Below are 17755 nucleotides of genomic sequence, written 5' to 3'. Positions count from 1 at the left end.
GCCGGCAGGCCCTCGCCCCGGGAGCGCGCCGGTCAGCGGGACCGTACGGGCGCGGCGCCCAGCTTCTCCCGGACCTGCTCGGCGTCGAGGTGGCCGAGCTGCTCCAGGATCTCCAGCGCGTCGCTCCACGCGCGGTACGCGCGCTGGGGCGCACCGGCCGCGCGGTGGCTGTCGCCGAGATGGGTGAGCGTCGTCGCCTCGTAGTAGCGCTCCGCCGCCTCCCGCCACAGCGCGAGCGCGTTGTCGTAGCAGCGGATCGCCTCCCCCTGCTGCTCCAGCCGGTAGTACACGTAGCCGAGACTGTCCCAGGTGTGCGCCTGCCAGTACCGGTTGCCGACCTGCTGTTGCAGGACGAGCGCCCGCGTACAGTGCTCAAGCGCCTGCGGGTAGTTACCGAGCTGGCTGTGGTACCAGCCGATGTTGTTCAGCGCGTTCGCCGTCCCGTTGGTGTTCCCCGCCGCCGTGAACAGGTCGAGTGCCCGCTGCGCGTGGTGCAGGGCCTGCTCGTACCGGCCGAGACGCTCGGCCAGGATGCCGAGGTTGAGGTGGGCCCGAGCGCTGCCGATCGCGTCGCCGAGTTCGGTGTAGAGCCCGAGAGAGCGGCGCAGGTGGGCGTCAGCCTGGTCGTAGTCCTCCAGCCGCAGGCAGGCCACGGCCCGGTTGCGGTGGGCGCGGGCCTCGCCGTCCCGGTCGGCCATCCGCGACGCGGCGAGCAGCGCCCGCTCCTGCACGACCAGCTGCTCCTGCCAGGCCCCGAGCCGATCGAGGTACGTGTTGACGGTCCAGGCGAGCTGCCAGGCGTGCGTGTCGAACCCGGTGTCCGTGGCGAGGCCGACGACGGCCAGGAGCACCCGGTGCTCCGTGGTGAGCCAGCGCCACGCCGCCGCCCGGTCGGTGAGCGGGGTGACCGCCGTGCCCGGCCGGGCGGGGGCGGGGCTGATCGGGTCCCGCTGGTCGTACAGGAGCAGGTCCGCGGCGTGCGCGGCGTGCAGGTAGCAGTCGAGGAGCCGCCCGAGCGCCTCCCGGCGTACGTGCCCGGGCTCGTGCGCGGTGACCAGCTCGGCCGCGTAGGCGCGCAGGAGATCGTGCAGCACGTACCTTCCCGGGGTCGGCTCGCTGACCAGGTTCGCGCGGACGAGCGTCGCCACGCTCCGAGCCGCCTGCGCCACGGGCACGCCGGCGAGGCTCGCGAGCGCCGGCACGGAGACGTCCGGCCCGGGGTGCAGGCCGAGCAGCCGGAACGCCCGTGCCGAGGTCGCGTCCAGGTTGCGGTACGACCACGAGAAGACCGTACGGATGTCGGTGGCCGCGTCGCCGTAGCTGAACCGGTCGAGACTCCCCGGCTCGGTCAGCTCGTCCGCGAGCCGGCCGAGGTCGAGGCCCGGCTGGGCGGCGGCCCGTGCCGCCACGATGGCGAGCGCGAGCGGCAGGCCCGCCGCCGCGCCGACGATCCGGTCCGCCGCGGCCGGCTCCTTCTCCACCCGGTCCGCGCCGAGTCGCCCGGACAGCAGCTCGTACGCCTCCGTCCGCGGCAGCGGGTCGAGCAGCAGCGGGCGTGCCCCTTCGATGGTCACCAGCCCCGGCAGGTGTCCACGGCTGGTGACCAGCACCAGGCATCCCGGCGAGCCGGGCAGCAGCGGGCGGACCTGGTCGGCGTCGCCGGCGTTGTCGAGCAGGACGAGCACGTGCCTGCCCGTGAGCAGGCTACGGAACAGTGCGGCGCGGGCGTCCAGTCCCGTGGGGACGCGTTGCGCCGGCACCCCGAGCGCCTCCAGGAACTCGCGGAGCACCTGTGCCGGGCTCGCCGCCTGCCCGGTCGCGTCGTACCCGCGGAGGTTGACGTAGAGCTGCCCGTCGGGGAAGCGCTCGGCGACCCGGTGCGCCCAGCCGACCGCCAGGGTCGTCTTGCCGACCCCGGCCGTGCCGCTGATCAGGCAGATCGTCGTCGTGCCCGGCGTACCGTGCCGGTGCGGCAGGAGGTCGGCCAGTGCGGCGAGCGCCGTCCGGCGCCCCACGAAGTGGGGTACGGCCGCCGGCAGTTGCCGAGGTGTCACATGGTCGAGGGCGTCCGTCCGTCGCTCGTACGGTGCCGGCGGCTCGGCGCCGCTGGCCGGTTCGGTGCGGTCGCCGGAGCGGCGGGCGAGCTGGGTGCGGGCGGCGCTGCGCAGCCGGTCCTCCGCGCGGGCGGCGTCGGCGGTCCTGAGCAGTCGCCAGTGTGCCGCGTCCCAGTGGCTCATCTGCGCCAGTTCGGCCGGCGGTCGGACCCCGGCCCGGTCGGCGTGCGCGAGACAGGCGTTGACGAAGGCGACGACGAAAGGCCACTCGGGAAGCGACTTGGCGTTGAGCTTGTCGCTCAACGTCGAGCGCGCCAGCGGCTGCCGCAGCGACGCCGAGACGGCGACCAGCGTGTTCAACGACGGGGCCCCGCAGAGCTGCCGGAGACGCCTGAGTTCGCCGACGAACCCGGCCAGCGCCTCCTGCGCCTCCCGGCCCGGTTCGCTCATCCGTCTGCACCTCTCCGCGCCGGACGAGCCTACCAATCCATGGAAGGTTCCCGATGTCCTGCGCGCGCCGCGACGGCTGCCGGGTGGGGCCTGCTCCAAGCCGCCCGTGGACAGGTCGCCCGGGGCCGGGTGGCCGGCCCCGGGCGGGGGCCGGCCACCGGGTGGGTCAGCGCCAGGTGTCGGTGCGGGTCTGGGTGCCGCCCGCCGGGGTGGTGAAGGTCCGGTTGTCGCCGGACTCCCAGATGACGGAGCCGTCGGGGTTCTTCTTCAGGTACTTGTACTCGACGGCGGTGTTCGGCGGCAGGCTGACGGTGGCCCGCCAGACCGGGTAGTCGGCCGGGGAGAGCGCGACGGCGTTCGCCGGGTTCCAGCCGCCGAGGGCGGGCAGGTTGCCGACGACGTACACGTTCTGGCCGAAGGAGGTGGTGGCCGTGGCGTGGAAGGCGGTGGCGACCGGACCGGCGGTGTCGCCGCGGAAGGTCTCGGTGACGGTGTGGCTGCCGCCCGCCGGGGTGGTCAGGCTCCGGTTCGCGCCGGATTCCCAGGTGACGGCCCCGGCGGCGGTCTTCTTGATGAACTTGTACTCCACGGTGGTGGACCGGGGCAGGTCGACCACGCCGCGGAACACCCCGCCGGTGGCGGGCAGCCGCACCGCGTTCGCCGGCGCCCAGTTGCCCAGCGCCGGGACGCTGCCGACCACGTAGACCTCCTGGCCGGCGGTCACGGTCGCGGTGACGGTGAACGTCGTGGCGACGGTGTCACCGACGGGGCCCGGCACGTAGGTGTCGGTCCGGGTGGTCGTCCCGCCGGCCGGGGTGGTGAAGGTACGGCTGGCGGCCTCCTGCTCGACCACCGTCGTTCCGCTCCTGACCAGGTACCGGTAGGAGACGGCGGTGGCGGCCGGCAGGTCCACCGTCGCGGCCCACGTGCCGGTGCCGGTACGCGTGAGCGGCACGGAGGCGCCCGGGTCGCCGTTGCCGAGCGCGGGGGTGTCACCCACGAGGTGCAGCGTCCGGTCGGCGGGCAGCGAGGCGGTGGCGGTGAACGTGGTGGCGACCTTGGCGGCGGGGCCGCCGCGGGCGTTGGCGTGGATGGCGACCGCGCCGTTGGCGGGGATCGTGACGGTGGCCCGGCCACCGGTCACGGTGACCGTGGCGCCGGTGCAGCCGGCGGCGGTGGCGGCGCCGGAGATCACGTCGCAGTACGCGCCGTCGGCGAGGCCGGTGACGAACTGGGCGGTGGCGGCGGAGGCGGAGTCGTTGATGCCGATCCAGCCGCGGTCACCCCGGTGGAAGCCGATCACGTTGCTGTTGACGACCGTGAAGTCCGAGACCGTCTTGACGTTGCGGGCGGTGTTGGCCCAGCCGACCATGCCCTTGATGCCGATGGACCGGGTGAGGCAGGTCCAGGCGGCGCCGCAGACCGTGTCGGTCACGTGGCCGGTGCCGGTGGCCGGCGGCGACTGGTTGCGGTTCGACCAGGTGAAGCTGTCGTAGACCGAGGGCTTGCCGTGCGGGTACGCCAACGCGAAGTAGTTGGCCAGGGTGTAGTCGCTGCCGTTCTTGTAGGACAGCACCACCCCGTCGCGCTCCAGGTCGTGGTTGGTGACCATGGCGAAGACGTTGGCGCTGGGCGCGTCGAGGTTCCAGCTCGCGACGTTGGCGAGGTTCGCGATCGAGCCCTGGAAGCTGGAGCGCAGCCCCTTGGCGTACGCGAAGTCGAGCACGTCGCCGTTGCCGATGAACGCCCGCGCCTTGAGCGCGTCGTTGGAGGCGCCGTCGAAGATCTCCTGGGCGACGTACGGGCGCTTGTTCTCCGCGACGGTGTTGTTCAGCTTGCCGAGGATGGCCGCGAAGTCGTCCTTCTTGACGTGCTTGACCGCGTCGACGCGGAACCCGTCGACGCCCAGGCCGATGAGGTCGTTGAGGTACGCGGCGATCTTGTTGCGGACCTGCTCCTTCTCGGTGTACAGGTCCGACAGGGACAGCAGCTCGCAGCTGGTCACCTGGGACTCGTTGTTCCAGTCGGTGATGCCGCCGGAGGTCGGGCAGTTGTCGCCGGGGTGGTGGAAGTCGCCGTAGCCGTAGGGCACGGCCGGGTAGTCGTAGCCGGTGAAGGTCGTGCCGGCGTAGCCGACGGTGCCGGCGGGGTTGTTGACGCCGGCCATGTGGTTGACGACCGCGTCGACGTAGACGCGCACGCCGGCGGCGTGGCACGCGGTGACCATGGCGGCGAACTGCTGCCGGTTGCCGAAGCGGCTGTCCAGCTTGTAGGACACCGGCTGGTACACCTCGTACCAGGGGTGCACCCCGTCGGCGCTGTTGGGCAGGCTCACCGACTCCTGCGGCGGCGCGACCTGGACCGCGCCGTAGCCCGCGGGGCCGAGGTGGTCGGTGCAGGCCGCGGCGACCGAGTTCCAGTTCCACTCCCACAGGTTGGCCGTCACCTCGCTGTCGTTGAGCGCGGCGGCGGCCTGGGCGGGTGCGGCGGCGGTCGCCACGACCGGGGTGGCGCCGGACGCGACGACGGCGACGGCGAGGAACAGGCGGGAGATGCGGGCGCGCAGGGGCGGTTTCGATCGGGCCATGACAGAAAGACCTACTTCCGGGGACGAAGAGGCACTGACGGGAGGGGACGGCCGTCCGGGTAGCAAAGACAATGCTCGATTGCCGGCAGCCTCTGCAATACCTTGCAGCAAACTTCTCGAAATTTCATGGCAACATTGCCGCTGATCACGGCTGAGTACGGCGACAAGCATCAAAAGCCGCGAAGCCGACAGCCCAACTGGAGCGTCGACGTCACAGCCTGCAAGTACTTGCAAGAGCCCGGACCGTTTCGGAGTGACCGGCCAGCACGGCGGGCCGTCGCAGTGCTCCGGCCCTCCTACAGGACGTTGCGGACCAGCAGGACCAGCCCGAAGATCACCCCGAACGCGACGACCACCGCCCTGAGCGGACCACCGGGGAGCCGGCGGAGCACCCGTGCCCCGACGAAGCCGCCGACGACGGTCGCCGGGGCCAGGAGTGCCACCCCCACCCAGTCGACGGTGCCGAAGAGGACGAAGAGCACGACGGCGGTGAACGAGATGACCGCCGAGAGCAGGTTCTTCATGGCGACCGTCCGGGTGAGCGCCTCACGCTGGAGCAACGCCAGGACGGCGATCAGGACGATGCCGAATCCGGCGCCGATGTAACCGCCGTAGAGGCCGCCCAGCCCGATGGACGCCTGCAACGTCGCCGGGTGCGGACGCCCCTGCCGCAGGGCGGAGCTGCGGACCAGCCTGTCCAGTCGGTCCTGCGCAGCGAGGATGGCGGACGCGGCAAGCACCAGGAACGGCACGAGCATGTCGAAGACCCGCGTGGGCGTGACCAGCAGCAGCACCGACCCGAGGACCCCGCCGAGGACCGCCGCGGGCAGGACGTTGCGGATGTCCGGGCCGGGCGGCAGGTCCCGGAAACCTCCCGCGACGCTCGCCACGTTGCCGGGAAAGACGGCGACGGTGCTGGTGAACTTCGCGCTGAGCGGCGGTATGCCGACCGCGATCAGCGCGGAGAAGCCGATCAGGGAACCGCCGCCCGCGACCGCGTTGAAGGCGCCCGTGGCGACACCGGCGGCGACGAGCAGCGTCGCCTGGATGGGATCCATCGGATCCCAGGCTAGTGGCGTTGCCCGGCCGCCGGGCGGGTGTCCCGCAGGCCGCCCGACGGCACCGGAGCCGCGGATGTCGGCCGGCGACCGGGCAGGTCGGCCGGGCGGCGGGGCGGCGGGACGGCCGGGCGGCACGGGCGGTCGGGCTGCGCAGCGGGCGAGGTTCACCCCTTCCGGGTGAGGTGACAGCGACGCTCCGGGGAAGAAGGTGGCCGGTGAGGAGGGATCGCGATGGCGGATGCCACCCAGGAGTTCTTCCACGATCTCGCACGCCGCGGCCACGACCGCCGCCTGCGGGCGGTCGACGAGGGCAGCGTGCGCTTCGACATCAGCCACGACGGCCGCACCGACCACTGGCTGGTCCTGATCGAGAAGGGCGACATCAGCGTCTGCGAGCAGGCGACCGGTGGTGAGGCGGTCGTCGAGGCGGACCGGGCGGTGTTCGACCGGATCGCCAGCGGCGAGGCGTACTTCCTGACCACCGTGCTGCGCGGCGAGGCGTCGGTGGCGGGCAGCCCGCGGATCTTCGCGACGGTCCGGAAGCTGTTCCCCCCGCCACCCACGTCCAAGCGGCCTCGACACGAGGACGGTGGGCATGGCTGACGACCAGGTGGGCATCCTCGACGGCACGACCTTCATCGTCTGCGACCGGGCCGGCGACGTCCTGCCGTCACCCGACACCCCGCTCGGCCTGTTCGCCCACGACACGCGCCTGCTGTCGAAGTGGGTGCTGACGATCGACGGGGAGCGGTTGAGCACCCTCGCCATCGACGACATCCACTACTTCGAGAACCGGTTCTACCTGGTCCCCGGCCGGCAGGACGTCTACGTCAACAGCACGCTGTCGGTGCGCCGGGTGCACACGCTCGACTCCGGCCTGCACGAGGACCTGAGCATCACCAACCACGACGGCCGGCCGGTCGACCTCACCGTCAGGGTCGAGGTGGACGCCGACTTCGCGGACATCTTCGAGGTCAAGGACGCGACGGCGCGGAAGAAGGGCCGGCACTACCGGCGCGTCGACGACGGCCGTCTCGTCCTCGGCTACGAGCGGGACCGCTTCCGGCGGGAGACGATCGTCTCGGCGACGACGCCGGCCGAGTGGGACGACGACGGCCTGACGATCAAGGTCCACCTCGAACCGTACGGCCACTGGCGGACCCGGCTGACCGCCGAGCCGGACCTGCCGATGCCGAGAGGGCTGGAACGGCTCGCCATCCCCGGGCGGGCGACGCGTCCCAGGGACAAGGAGCGCCGGCTGAAGCGGTGGCTGGCGGAGGCACCCCGGCTGGAAACCAGCTGGGAGCCCCTGCGCGGCGCGTACCGGCGCAGCCTCATCGACCTGGCCGCGCTGCGGTTCACCCCCTTCCTCGCCGAGGACAGGAGCGTGCCGGCCGCCGGGCTGCCCTGGTTCATGAGCCTGTTCGGCCGGGACAGCATCCTCACCAGCCTCCAGACGCTGCCGTTCGCGCCCGATCTCGCCGCCACCACGCTGAAGGTGCTCGCCCTGCGGCAGGGCAGCCGGGTCGACGACTTCCGGGAGGAGGAGCCCGGCCGGATCCTGCACGAGATGCGGTACGGGGAGATGAGCGTGTTCGAGGAGACGCCGCACACCCCCTACTTCGGCAGCGCCGACGCCACTCCCCTGTTCCTGGTGCTGCTTGACGAGTACGAACGCTGGACCGGCGACGTCGCGCTCGTCCGCTCGGTCGAACAGGAGGCGCGGGCGGCGATCGACTGGATCGACCACTACGCCGACCTGACGGGCAGCGGCTACATCTCCTATGAGCGGCGCAACACCCGCAACGGCCTGGAGAACCAGTGCTGGAAGGACTCGTGGGACGCCATCTCGTACCGCGACGGGCGGCTGCCCGGCTTTCCCAGGGCGACCTGCGAGTTGCAGGGATACGCGTACGACGCGAAGATGCGCACCGCCCGGCTCGCCCGGGCGATCTGGCACGACCCGGCGTACGCGGACCGGCTGGAACGGGAGGCGGCGGACCTCAAGTCGCGCTTCAACCGCGACTTCTGGGTCGCCGACGGGGGCTACATGGCCCTCGCGCTCGACGGTGACGGCCGCCAGGTCGACGCCCTGTCCTCCAACATCGGCCACCTGCTGTGGAGCGGCATCGTCGACGAGCCGAAGGCTCCCGCCCTGGTACGCCACCTGATGTCGCCCGCGCTGTTCAGCGGCTGGGGGGTGCGCACGCTGGCGGAGGGCTCCGGCCGCTACAACCCGATCGGCTACCACGTCGGGACGATCTGGCCGTTCGACAACTCGTTCATCGCCTGGGGGCTGCGCCGTTACGGGTACGCCGACGAGGCGGCCCGGATCGCCGCCGGGATCCTGGACGCGGCGGTCTTCTACGACGGCCGGCTGCCCGAGGCGTTCGCCGGCTACAGCCGCGACGAGACCAAGTACCCGGTCAACTACCCGACCGCGTGCAGCCCGCAGGCGTGGTCCGCCGGCGCCACCCCGCTGCTGCTGCGCACCATGCTCGGGCTGCACCCGGTCGGCGAAGACCTCGTGAACAGGCCCGCGTTGCCCGCTAATCTCGACTTCGTGGCGCTGCTGGACATTCCCGGGCGGTGGGGGCGCCTCGACGCGTACGGCCGGGGGCCGACCGGCGCGGGCGGGCGGGGCTACCAGCCGGCGCCGCAGCAACTCTCCGCCCCGTGACGGGAGTGACAATGCGAGGACTCGACCCGACCCGGACCGCCGTCGTCGGCGTCCACTGGCAGCACGAGATCGTCAGCCCCGGCGGGTTCTTCGGCCCCTACTTCGCCGAACAGGTCGCCCGGCACCGCGTCGCCTCGTACGCGGCGCAGGTGGCCGCCTCGGTACGCGCCGGCGGCGGCCTCGTCGTCTACACGCGGGTCGCCTACCGGCCCGGATACCCGGACCTGATCCCCAACACGCCCAGCCACGCCATGTACCCCGAACGGCAGGCCTTCCTCGACGGCGCGCCGAAGACCCGGATCATCGACGAGCTGGCGCCGCAGGCCGGCGACGTCGTCATCACCACCGTCCGGCTCGGCGCCTTCTTCGGCACCGAACTCGACACGGTGCTGCGCGCCAGGGGCGTGCAGACCCTCCTGTTCACCGGCGTCGCCACCAACTTCGCCGTCATGAACGCCGTGTTCGAGGCGGTCAACCACGGCTACCAGACGATGGTCGTCTCCGACGCGTGCACCGCCGCGACCGACGACATCCACCGGGTGAGCCTGGAGACGATGGGGCAGCTCGGCGAGGTGGTGACCACCGCCGAGGTCGCCGACCGCCTGGCCAGGTGAGCCGTCGGCGGGAGAGGCCGGACGCCGGACCCCGGGCCGGTGGCACCGGGCGCGTTGCCGACGGCGCACACCCTCGCCCGCGCGGACCGGGTCGACTCAGACGGCCACCATGCAGTTGTCGGAGCTGCTGTCGCGCCCCCGGGCGCTGACGATCCCGGCGGAGCCGTCGCCGTAGTAGCGGCAGAACAGGCCCGCCGGGCGCCCGCCGAACAACAGCGGCCCGATCACCGGGGCGACCTCGGCCTCGTGCGGTTCGTCGGCGCCGTCGGCGACCAGCGCGACGCGGCACGTACGCGGCGCCACGAAGTCCTGCACCACGCTGGTGCCGTCGGCGACGGCCTCGGTGACGGCCGACTCCCACGTCGCCTGGTCGACCTCGCCGCCGATGACCACCTGCTTGCCGCTCTCGCCCAGGCCCGCCTTGAGCACCAGCAGCTCCCGGTGCGCCAGCACGAACGCGAGCAGCTCGACCTCGCGGCCCTCGCGGGTGGTCCTGCGGTCCGAGAGGACGCGGGTCCACGGCACGTACCTGTCGACGAGGCTCCGCTCGGCCGCGCTCATCCACGGCCGGCCCTCCGACAGCAGGCCCACGGTCAGCTTGCTGTGCATGAAGGTCGACGTCTGGGTGCCCACGAGCAGGCAGCCGTTGTCCAGCGCGTCCTGCACATAGCTGGTGTCGAGGCCGGCGTCGAGCCAGTCCGGGATGGTGAAGTTGCGCAGGCCGACGGGGTAGCGCAGGTGCGGCGGGCAGTCCCACGCCTCGGGCAGCTCCTCCGGCTCGAAGAACCGCGCGGTGACGCCGTGGTTGTTGAGGTAGTCGGCCTCCAGCTGGAAGTAGCGGCTGCGGACGCCGAAGACCCGGGCGCTGCCGACGATGGCGACCCGCGGCGCCAGCCCCAGCTCGTCGCAGAGCGACCGGTACATCGCGGCACGCACGGCGAACGGGTCCGGCGAGGTGAACGGGGTCCGCCCCTCGGCGTCGGCGTGCAGCTTGCGCCACACCTCGAGGCGGGCGCGCGTCTCCACCACGCCGCCGAGCGCGCCGCTGACGTTGAACTCCAGGAACCGGGGCCCGTCCGGACCGATGACGACGTCCGGCCGTACGACGCTGTCCGGGTAGCGCTCCTCGACGAACTGGTCGCGCACCCAGAGCTGGTCCTCGCTCTGCGGCATGCGGTAGGCCGCCAGCCGGCCCTCGGTGGTCGGGGCCGTCTCCAGGGCGGTGCGCCGCAGCAGGCCGACCAGCGCGGCGGCCACCCGGAAGATCTCGGCGTAGGACGCCCGCGGGACGGCTATGGGCGCTGCGGGCAGCAGCCGCTGGTAGGGCCAGCCCGTGTCCCGCAGCTCGTGGCGGAGCATCCCGCGGATCGTCTCCGCCGACGCCGCCGGCGGGAGGCGATGGGAGCCGAACCACGGGTGCCCGGTCGATACCGCACTGCCGACACCTTCGCGCACGGTCATCTGACGCTCCCCGGAAATCGCACGTCGGGCCGGCCGCCGGGGCTGTTCGCCGTGGGCCGGATCTCCGAAACGATGATCGAAATAGACTAACATTCACGTCCGACGTGGACCTCGCCCGTCCATCCGCACGCGACACAGGAGAGCTGTCGATGACACTGCGTCATGTCCAGGGCAACGAGTACCGCGAGGAACACGGCGGGGACTACGAGGACTTCGAGCCCGGCATGGTGATCCGGCACTGGCCGGGCCGCACCATCTCGGAGACCGACAACACCTGGCTGACCCTGCTCACCATGAACCAGCACCCGCTGCACTTCGACGAGCACTACGGCGCCGGCAGCGAGTACGGGCGGGTGCTCGTCAACAGCGGGATCACCCTGTGCCTGATCGGGGGCATGACCGTGCAGGCACTGTCGGCGCGGGCGGTGGCCAACCTGGGCTGGGACCGGGTCCGCCTGCGGGAGCCGGTCTTCGTCGGCGACACGCTGTACGCCACCAGCCGGATCCTCGACAAGCGGCTGAGCCGGTCCCGGCCCGGGCAGGGCATCGTCACGGTGGAGACGACGGGCACGAAGTCCACCGGCGAGACGGTCATCGTCTTCGAGCGGTCCTTCATGGTCCGCTGCCGGGAGACCGCCTCCTGACCTACGCCACGGCCGCCGCCCCCTCGTGCAGCGCCACGGCGGCGGCCGTGTCCTCGATGGCCATCCCGACCGTACGCAGGACGGAGGTCCGTCCGCCGACGCGGACCCCGCCGGTGACCAGCGTGCCCAGGTCGTGCAGGTCGGCCACGCCGATCAGGCCGGCGGCCAGGGCGGCCCGCACCTCGCCGGCGCCCTCCAACGCCGCGGTCCGCTCCTCGACGATCGCCACGGCCCCGGCCAGCAGGGCGGGGTCGAGTTCGATCGCGTCCGGGTGGGTGCCACCGATCACGTTGACGTGCGCGCCGGGCGCCACCCAGTCCGCCTCGACCAGGGGCGTGTTGTCGCTGGTCGAGGTCGCCGTGCAGATGACGGCCGCGTCGGCGACGGCGGCCTTCGCGCTGTCGCAGACGCTCGCGTGCACCGGGTGGGACACCGTGTCCCGGACCCAGTCGGCGAACTGCTCGGCCCGGTCCCTGGTGCGGGAGAACACCCGTACGCTGCGGATCCGGCGCACCGCCGCCACCGCGCGCACCAGGGCCCGCGCCTGCACCCCCGCGCCGATGACCGCGAGGTCCTCGGCGTCCTCGGCGGCACACCAGCGGGTCGCCAGGGCGGCGACCGCGCCGGTGCGCACGGCGGTCAGCTCGGCGCCGTCCAGCAGGGCCGTGATCTGCCCCGTGGTCAGGTCGGTGAGCGCGACGACCCCGTGGATCAACGGCAGGCCGCGACCGGGATTGTCGGGGGTCAGCGTGGTGATCTTCACGCTGCCGACCCCGCGCCGCTCCCAGACCGCGGGGCTGACCAGCAGGACCCGCTGCGGACCGTGCTCGATGACGGTACGCGCCGGGGAGTCGGTCCGGCCGGCGGCGAGGTCCGCGAACATCTCGCCGAGGGTGTCGATCACCCGCACCAGCTGAGGGGTACCCCCCATCTGCGCGGCGTCGACCGTCACGGGCCCGGTCATCCGGCAGCTCCGCCGGTGCTGAACCGGGCCGCCCAGGCGTCCTCGCGCGCCACGGTGTCGCGGGCCATCCGGGCGAACGGCGGGCCGACCATGTTGCCGTCCAGCACGGCGATCCCGCCGCTGGCCGCGCGTACGGCCTCGGTCACCCTGCGCGCCAGGAGCAGGTCGTCGGCCTGCGGGCGCAGCACCCGGTTGATCTCGTCGAGCTCGCCCGGGTGCACCGTCGCCTTGCCGTGGAAGCCCAGCGCCCGCACCCGGGCGGTCTCCTCGGCCAGGACGGCCGGTTCGGCGAGCCGGAAGTTGGCGGTGTCGATGCAGGCGGTGCCGTACCGCGCGCACGCCAGCGCCATCGCCTGCCGGGCGGCGAGCATCGCCTCCCAGCTGATCTCGACCCCGAGCGTGGCGGCCAAATCGGCCGAGCCGAGGACCAGCCCGTCGCTGGCCCCGGCGATCGCGTCGGTCTCCGCGACCGCCTCCACGGTCTCCACCGTCACGTAGATCTCCGGGTGCGCGTCCGCGCTGGCCAGGATCTGACGCAGCAGGGCCACCTCGGCCGCCGAGGTCACCATCGTCATCATGACGATGCCGGGCCGTACCGGGCACTCCACGAGAGCCACCAGGTCCTGCACCGCCGCGACGCTACCCAGTTGGTTGATGCGCACCGCGACGTTCTCCGGCCGTGGCGCCTTCTCCAGGGCGGCCCGGCACACGACGCGCGCGGCCGCCTTCTCGGCCGCCGGCACCGAGTCCTCCAGGTCGATCAGGTGCACGTCCGCGTCGTACGACCACGCCTTGACCACCCGGTCCAGCGACAGCGCCGGCGTGTAGAGGATGCTGCGCGGGATCGCCCGCGCGCCGCCGCTCACCGGAGCACCTGCTCGGGCAGCGCCGCCGCCGGGCGGGCGCCTGCCTCCACGAGCACGGAGCACAGCCTGGTGATCTGCTCCTCGGTCTGGCCCGCGCGCAGCATGACCCGCAGGCCGGCGGCCCCACGGGCGATGATCGGGAAGAACACGGGCGAGGTGTAGAACCCGGCCTTGAAGACCCGCTGGGCCGCCTCGACGACCGTCTCGTCGCTCATCGGCACCACCCGGATCGGGTACGTGCTGCCGGACTGCTCGGTGGCCAGCAGCGAGTCGAACAGCGCGATGTTGGCCCGCAGCCGCCCCTGCAACCGGGTGAGTTCCTCCGTACGGTGGATCTCCGCCGAGGCGAGCGCGGCGCCCACGGCGGCGGCGTTCATCTTCTGCGAGTAGCCCAGGGGGCCCGCGAAGCGTTCGACGATCCGCCGCGTCTCCTTGGGGAAGCCGTCGAGCAGGATCGCCGTGCCGCCCGCCCCGAAGCCCTTGCTCAGGGTCGCGACGGTGATCGTCCGGTCGTCCCGCACGGGGCAGTGCGAGCGGACGTAGCCGATGCCCCGCTCGCCGTACGCGGACAGCGAGTGCGAGTCGTCGTAGAAGACCAGCATGTTGTACTTGTCCTGCAACACGGCCAGCTCCTCGACGGGCGCGTAGCCGCCGAGGCTGTCCGAGCCGTCCACGACGTAGCAGACACGCTCGTAGGTGCGGCACATGTCCTCGAGGTAGTCGAGGTCGTGGTGGCGGCAGGTGACGACCTCGGTCTCGTCGGCGCAGCTCGGCTTGGCGTTGGCCATCGACACGTGGGCGTTCTTGTCGAAGACCATCAGCGGGCGGGTGCCGTTGCCGAGGTGGCCCGAGGCGATCAGCGGCAGCAGGCCGGTGCTGGCCGCCGCCGTGGAGATCGCGCTGATCACCATCGCGTCGAACAGCTCGCCCAGCGACTCCTCAAGCTCCAGCAGCACCGACGTCTGCACGCGGGTACGCGGGATGCAGTGGTCCAGCACGCCGAAGCGGCGCAGCGCGGCGACCGCCCCGTCGATCACCTTCGGATGGGTGTCCAGGTCCAGGTAGGAGCAGACGGTGAAGTTGACGAACTCGTGGCCGTCCGCCATCCGGAAGACGCCGTCGGAGAGGTCGCCGACGATGCCGGCGACCCCGTGCTCCTCGGACATGTTCCAGAAGGCGTTCCCCACGCCGATGAGCTTGTCGTTGTTGCGGTAGCGGTGGGTGGGGGTGATGGTCTTGCGCTCGCTCATCAGGAGTTCACCTCGGTGGGCTTGTAGCTGTAGACACCCTTGACCCTCCGGTACGCGTACGTGTAGAGCGCGACGCCGAGCGCGTGCGGCCTGCGGAGGATCTTCTTCGACTTCAGCCAAAAATTGACGTTGATGTTCATCTCGTCCAGCGACTCGGCCTGGTGCCACCAGCCGAGCGGCAGGTAGAGCATGTGGCCCGGTTCGAGGACGAAGTCGCGGCGCTGGGCGAGCTTCGGCGCCACCCTCGGGAAGCGCGCCAGGTCGACGTTGTCCAGGTCGAACACCTTGGACTTGTCCCCGAACCCGCGCAGCACCGAGCGCGGGTAGTACTCGCGGGAGCCGGGCGGGGCGATGATGAAGCGCTTGCGGCCCTCCAGCGCGACGTTGAAGTTCTCGAACTCGTCGAAGTGGTTCTTGGTGAACACCCCACGGTGGCTGATCCACAGGTTCGCCGCGTACAGCGAGTCGCCGTAGCCGAAGAACTTGTCCGCCTCGAAGCCGATGACGGCGTTCACGTCCGCCGGGCTGTTGCGGATGTTCGACACCACCCGGTGCCACGTGCCCGGAGTGTTCAGGTGGCGCTCGTCGGCGAAGAAGTCGCGGAGCTTGATGTCGCGGGTCTCCCAGCGCCCTGGGTGGTTCTTGTCGCCCGGCTCGGTGAACAGGGTGACGGTCATGTCGGCCAGCCGGCTCGCCACCCCCTCCCGGCCGAGCCCCCGCACGTCGTCCGGCAACGCGATCACCACGGGCACGTCGGCCTTGAACAGGCCGCCGGGGCCGACGGCCATGAACTCGTCGAACGTCATGCGGGCCACGGGTACGGCCGCCGAAACGTTCGCCCTGGACACTGCGTCCGAAACTCCCATGTCGCCCTTCCTCACTGCTGAGGGCCGCGTCACGCGGCCGGTCACGTGGTGGCCCTGCGGCTGCTCAACTCCGCCACCACGTCCACGATCAGGTCCTCCTGGCCGGCGATGGCCTGCCGCCTACCGAGTTCGAAGAACACGTCACGCGCGTCCACACCGGCGCGGCCGGACAGCTCGACCACCTGGTGCTTGAACCCCGAGAACACCCCGGCCAGGCCACTCACGATGGACATCGAGGCGGTGACCGGCGGCGCGGGCATCAGTTCGCGCTCCGCGAGGTCGGCGGCGTCGAGGAGCGCGTACAGGTCGATGCCGGTCGCGAACCCGCTGCGCTCCAGGACGGGGACGAGCACCTCGAGCTGGGTGTTGCCCGCCCCGGCGCCGAACCCCCGCGCGCAACCGTCGATGATTCCGGCGCCGGCCTCCGCCGCGGCCACCGAGTTGGCGACGGCCATGCCGAGGTTGTCGTGGCCGTGGAAGATCACCGGCGTGTCGACCGCCGCGGCGATGGCACCGATCCGCGCGGTGACGTCGGCGGGCAGGAAGTGGCCCGCCGAGTCCATGATCCCGACCGCCTGCGCGCCGTAGCCGACGGCCTGCGCCGCGTGCTCGGCCAGCTGGGCGGGCGACGCCATGTGGCTCATCATCAGCACGCAGTGCGCCTCGGCGCCCGCCTCGCGCAGCACCTCCAGATGACGCTCGGCCAGGGAGGTCTCGGTGGCGTGCACCCCGATGCGGACGACGTCGGCGCCGTGGCCGATGGCCCGCCGCAGGTCGTCGGAGGTGCCCCAGCCGGGCAGCATGAACACGCCCATCCGGCTGTGCCGCAGCGCTTCGCGGACCGTCGACAGCATCTCGTCGTCGCTCACCGCGGCCTGGCCGACCTGCATGGACGACGCGCCGAGACCGTTGCCGTGCCCGACCTCCACCACCGGGATCCGCGCCGCGTCCGCCGCCTCCGCGTAGCGACGCAGGGCCACGGCCCCGAGCTGGTGGCGGACCGCGTGCTGGCCGTCGCGCAGGGTCGGGTCGTGGACCACGACGTTCTTCATCGGACCGCCTCCGCCCCGGCGGTCCGGCCCAGCCGGGCCGCATGCTGCTCGGCGACCAGGATGGCGGCCGAGTTGATGATGTCGAGATTGCCGGCGTACCGGGGCAGCACGTCGCTGTGCGCGGTGACCTGGAGGGCGACCGTGACGCGGTCGTCGACCACCGTGCAGGCGGTCACCGTGTAGCCGGGGGCGAACGAGCGCACCTGCTCGGCCGCCTCGTCGACCGCCGCGCGCACCGCGGCGGGGTCGGCGCCCGGGATCCGCGCGTGCACGGCCGTCCGGAAGGTCGCCGGCGGCACCGCCGGGCTGATGTTGAGGATCGCCTTGACCTCGGGTACGCCCGAGAACGTCGTGATGGCATGGCGGGTGGTCGCCACGTACTCGTCGAGGTTCAACCGCGTGCCGCGGCCGGCCACGTCGCTGGCCACCGTCGAGACGACCTCGAGGTAGCGCACGGGAAAACGGGCCGCGAGGGCGTGGGCGACCGGGATCGACGCCTGGCCGCCGCAGCTGATCAGGTTGACGTTGCGTCCGGTCGTCGCCGCCACGCCGGTCACGGTCGGCACCACCATCTGCCCGGCCCTGCTGGGCGTCAGGTCGACCACCAGCGTGCCGAGCGGTTCCAGCAACGACCAGTGGTGCAGGTGCGACGCCGCGTTGGTGGCGTCGAAGACGACGTCGAACGCGTCGCCGGCCGCCAGCACGGCGTCGATCCCGGCGGCGGAGACGGGACAGCCGAGTCGCTCGGCGTGGCGCAGTCCCGCCGAGGCCGGGTTGCGTCCGGCCACCAGGCGGCAGTCCAGCAGGGGGGATCGGTGGATCTTGCTGATCAGGTCCTGGCCGATCGCCCCGGTGCCGATGACGGCGACGGTGGCGGGCTCGACGGTGGGGGCGGCGTCGGTCACGTCGGCGGGGAGGGTCACGACGTGCCCCCAGGGCGCCGGAGCCGGTCGGCCGGCAGCCGGACGGAGGACCGCCGGGCGCGGGTCGCGGGGCTCGCGGCGTCCGGGTCGTGGGTTCTCATGTGCGTCCTCCTCACCATTCGGATTGCGCGGTGGTTGCGGCGAAGGTCGTGCCGGCGCCACGGGCGTACCGGGCCGGTGGGCCGGGTGCCGCCGGCCGGCCCGTGCCGGCCCGGACGCCGCAGGGCATTGCGACGCCCGTCGCGGCGCGGGCCACCCCCGGGGCGCCACAGCGGGCGGGTGC

The 17755-nt window shown here is 72.3% G+C and carries 14 protein-coding genes; 4 read left to right on the top strand and 10 right to left on the bottom strand.

Going from position 1 to position 17755, the window contains the following annotated elements; all coding sequences use genetic code 11:
- Positions 1-32 precede the first annotated feature (32 nt).
- The 3 genes from ACGFIG_RS26625 to ACGFIG_RS26615 form a co-directional block, all read right to left on the bottom strand.
- A complete protein-coding gene (locus ACGFIG_RS26625; RefSeq protein ID WP_393007343.1) occupies positions 33-2504 on the bottom strand; it encodes an ATP-binding protein in 2472 nt (823 codons plus the stop codon).
- A gap of 166 nt (positions 2505-2670) precedes the next feature.
- Positions 2671-5091 carry a carbohydrate-binding module family 20 domain-containing protein gene (locus ACGFIG_RS26620; protein WP_393007341.1) on the bottom strand — a complete coding sequence of 807 codons (2421 nt, stop codon included), beginning with the start codon at positions 5089-5091 and terminating at the stop codon, positions 2671-2673.
- Positions 5092-5387: 296 nt separating this feature from the next.
- Positions 5388-6149, bottom strand: coding sequence for a sulfite exporter TauE/SafE family protein (locus ACGFIG_RS26615; RefSeq protein ID WP_393007339.1), 762 nt, complete (start codon positions 6147-6149; stop codon positions 5388-5390).
- Positions 6150-6383: 234 nt separating this feature from the next.
- Here ACGFIG_RS26615 and ACGFIG_RS26610 point away from each other — a divergent pair, with 234 nt between their 5' ends.
- Genes ACGFIG_RS26610 through ACGFIG_RS26600 form a run of 3 tightly spaced genes read left to right on the top strand, consistent with a single transcriptional unit; the run spans position 6384 to position 9446 of the window.
- A complete protein-coding gene (locus ACGFIG_RS26610) occupies positions 6384-6755 on the top strand; it encodes a hypothetical protein (RefSeq protein WP_393007337.1) in 372 nt (123 codons plus the stop codon).
- Positions 6748-8832: a glycogen debranching N-terminal domain-containing protein gene (locus ACGFIG_RS26605; protein WP_393007335.1), complete on the top strand. Its 2085-nt coding sequence runs from the start codon at positions 6748-6750 to the stop codon at positions 8830-8832. The genes ACGFIG_RS26610 and ACGFIG_RS26605 overlap by 8 nt, the downstream gene beginning before the upstream one ends.
- An 11-nt stretch (positions 8833-8843) precedes the next feature.
- Positions 8844-9446, top strand: coding sequence for a cysteine hydrolase family protein (locus ACGFIG_RS26600; RefSeq protein ID WP_393007333.1), 603 nt, complete (start codon positions 8844-8846; stop codon positions 9444-9446).
- Positions 9447-9542: 96 nt separating this feature from the next.
- On the opposite strand, the gene ACGFIG_RS26595 is transcribed toward ACGFIG_RS26600, so the two are convergent.
- Positions 9543-10907 (bottom strand): hypothetical protein, encoded by a 1365-nt coding sequence (locus ACGFIG_RS26595; RefSeq protein WP_393007331.1) that lies wholly within the window; start codon positions 10905-10907, stop codon positions 9543-9545.
- A gap of 149 nt (positions 10908-11056) precedes the next feature.
- Here ACGFIG_RS26595 and ACGFIG_RS26590 point away from each other — a divergent pair, with 149 nt between their 5' ends.
- The gene (locus ACGFIG_RS26590; RefSeq protein WP_393007329.1) at positions 11057-11551 is read left to right on the top strand and encodes a MaoC family dehydratase; all 495 of its coding nucleotides are present in this window, start codon (positions 11057-11059) and stop codon (positions 11549-11551) included.
- Between the two features lies 1 nt (position 11552).
- Here ACGFIG_RS26590 and ACGFIG_RS26585 read toward each other — a convergent pair whose 3' ends face one another.
- The 6 genes from ACGFIG_RS26585 to ACGFIG_RS26560 form a co-directional block, all read right to left on the bottom strand.
- On the bottom strand, positions 11553-12515 hold the full coding sequence (locus tag ACGFIG_RS26585; protein WP_393007327.1) for an ornithine cyclodeaminase family protein: 963 nt from the start codon (positions 12513-12515) through the stop codon (positions 11553-11555).
- Complete coding sequence (locus ACGFIG_RS26580) at positions 12512-13381, bottom strand: HpcH/HpaI aldolase/citrate lyase family protein (protein ID WP_393007325.1); 870 nt, start codon at positions 13379-13381, stop codon at positions 12512-12514. Before ACGFIG_RS26580 ends, ACGFIG_RS26585 begins: the two co-directional genes overlap by 4 nt.
- Positions 13378-14631, bottom strand: coding sequence for an aminotransferase class I/II-fold pyridoxal phosphate-dependent enzyme (locus ACGFIG_RS26575; protein ID WP_393007324.1), 1254 nt, complete (start codon positions 14629-14631; stop codon positions 13378-13380). Before ACGFIG_RS26575 ends, ACGFIG_RS26580 begins: the two co-directional genes overlap by 4 nt.
- Positions 14631-15437: a cupin-like domain-containing protein gene (locus ACGFIG_RS26570; protein WP_393007322.1), complete on the bottom strand. Its 807-nt coding sequence runs from the start codon at positions 15435-15437 to the stop codon at positions 14631-14633. The genes ACGFIG_RS26575 and ACGFIG_RS26570 overlap by 1 nt, the downstream gene beginning before the upstream one ends.
- 101 nt (positions 15438-15538) lie before the next feature.
- A complete protein-coding gene (gene dmpG, locus ACGFIG_RS26565) occupies positions 15539-16549 on the bottom strand; it encodes a 4-hydroxy-2-oxovalerate aldolase (RefSeq protein WP_393007320.1) in 1011 nt (336 codons plus the stop codon).
- A complete protein-coding gene (locus ACGFIG_RS26560; RefSeq protein WP_393007318.1) occupies positions 16546-17472 on the bottom strand; it encodes an acetaldehyde dehydrogenase (acetylating) in 927 nt (308 codons plus the stop codon). The genes dmpG and ACGFIG_RS26560 overlap by 4 nt, the downstream gene beginning before the upstream one ends.
- Between the last annotated feature and the right edge of the window lie 283 nt (positions 17473-17755).

The sequence above is a fragment of the Micromonospora sp. NPDC049048 genome, assembly GCF_043197615.1.
Classification (GTDB): domain Bacteria; phylum Actinomycetota; class Actinomycetes; order Mycobacteriales; family Micromonosporaceae; genus Micromonospora.
This window is presented reverse-complemented; position numbering and strand designations above follow the sequence as displayed.

Excerpts from the sequence above, each read along its gene's own strand:
- ACGFIG_RS26575 (WP_393007324.1), bottom strand. The coding sequence starts at position 14,631 with ATGAGCGAGCGCAAGACCATCACCCCCACCCACCGCTACCGCAACAAC.
- ACGFIG_RS26605 (WP_393007335.1), top strand. The coding sequence starts at position 6,748 with ATGGCTGACGACCAGGTGGGCATCCTCGACGGCACGACCTTCATCGTC.
- ACGFIG_RS26595 (WP_393007331.1), bottom strand. The coding sequence starts at position 10,907 with ATGACCGTGCGCGAAGGTGTCGGCAGTGCGGTATCGACCGGGCACCCG.
- ACGFIG_RS26600 (WP_393007333.1), top strand. The coding sequence starts at position 8,844 with ATGCGAGGACTCGACCCGACCCGGACCGCCGTCGTCGGCGTCCACTGG.
- ACGFIG_RS26585 (WP_393007327.1), bottom strand. The coding sequence starts at position 12,515 with ATGACCGGGCCCGTGACGGTCGACGCCGCGCAGATGGGGGGTACCCCT.
- ACGFIG_RS26610 (WP_393007337.1), top strand. The coding sequence starts at position 6,384 with ATGGCGGATGCCACCCAGGAGTTCTTCCACGATCTCGCACGCCGCGGC.
- ACGFIG_RS26620 (WP_393007341.1), bottom strand. The coding sequence starts at position 5,091 with ATGGCCCGATCGAAACCGCCCCTGCGCGCCCGCATCTCCCGCCTGTTC.
- ACGFIG_RS26615 (WP_393007339.1), bottom strand. The coding sequence starts at position 6,149 with ATGGATCCCATCCAGGCGACGCTGCTCGTCGCCGCCGGTGTCGCCACG.
- dmpG (WP_393007320.1), bottom strand. The coding sequence starts at position 16,549 with ATGAAGAACGTCGTGGTCCACGACCCGACCCTGCGCGACGGCCAGCAC.
- ACGFIG_RS26590 (WP_393007329.1), top strand. The coding sequence starts at position 11,057 with ATGACACTGCGTCATGTCCAGGGCAACGAGTACCGCGAGGAACACGGC.
- ACGFIG_RS26570 (WP_393007322.1), bottom strand. The coding sequence starts at position 15,437 with ATGACGTTCGACGAGTTCATGGCCGTCGGCCCCGGCGGCCTGTTCAAG.
- ACGFIG_RS26625 (WP_393007343.1), bottom strand. The coding sequence starts at position 2,504 with ATGAGCGAACCGGGCCGGGAGGCGCAGGAGGCGCTGGCCGGGTTCGTC.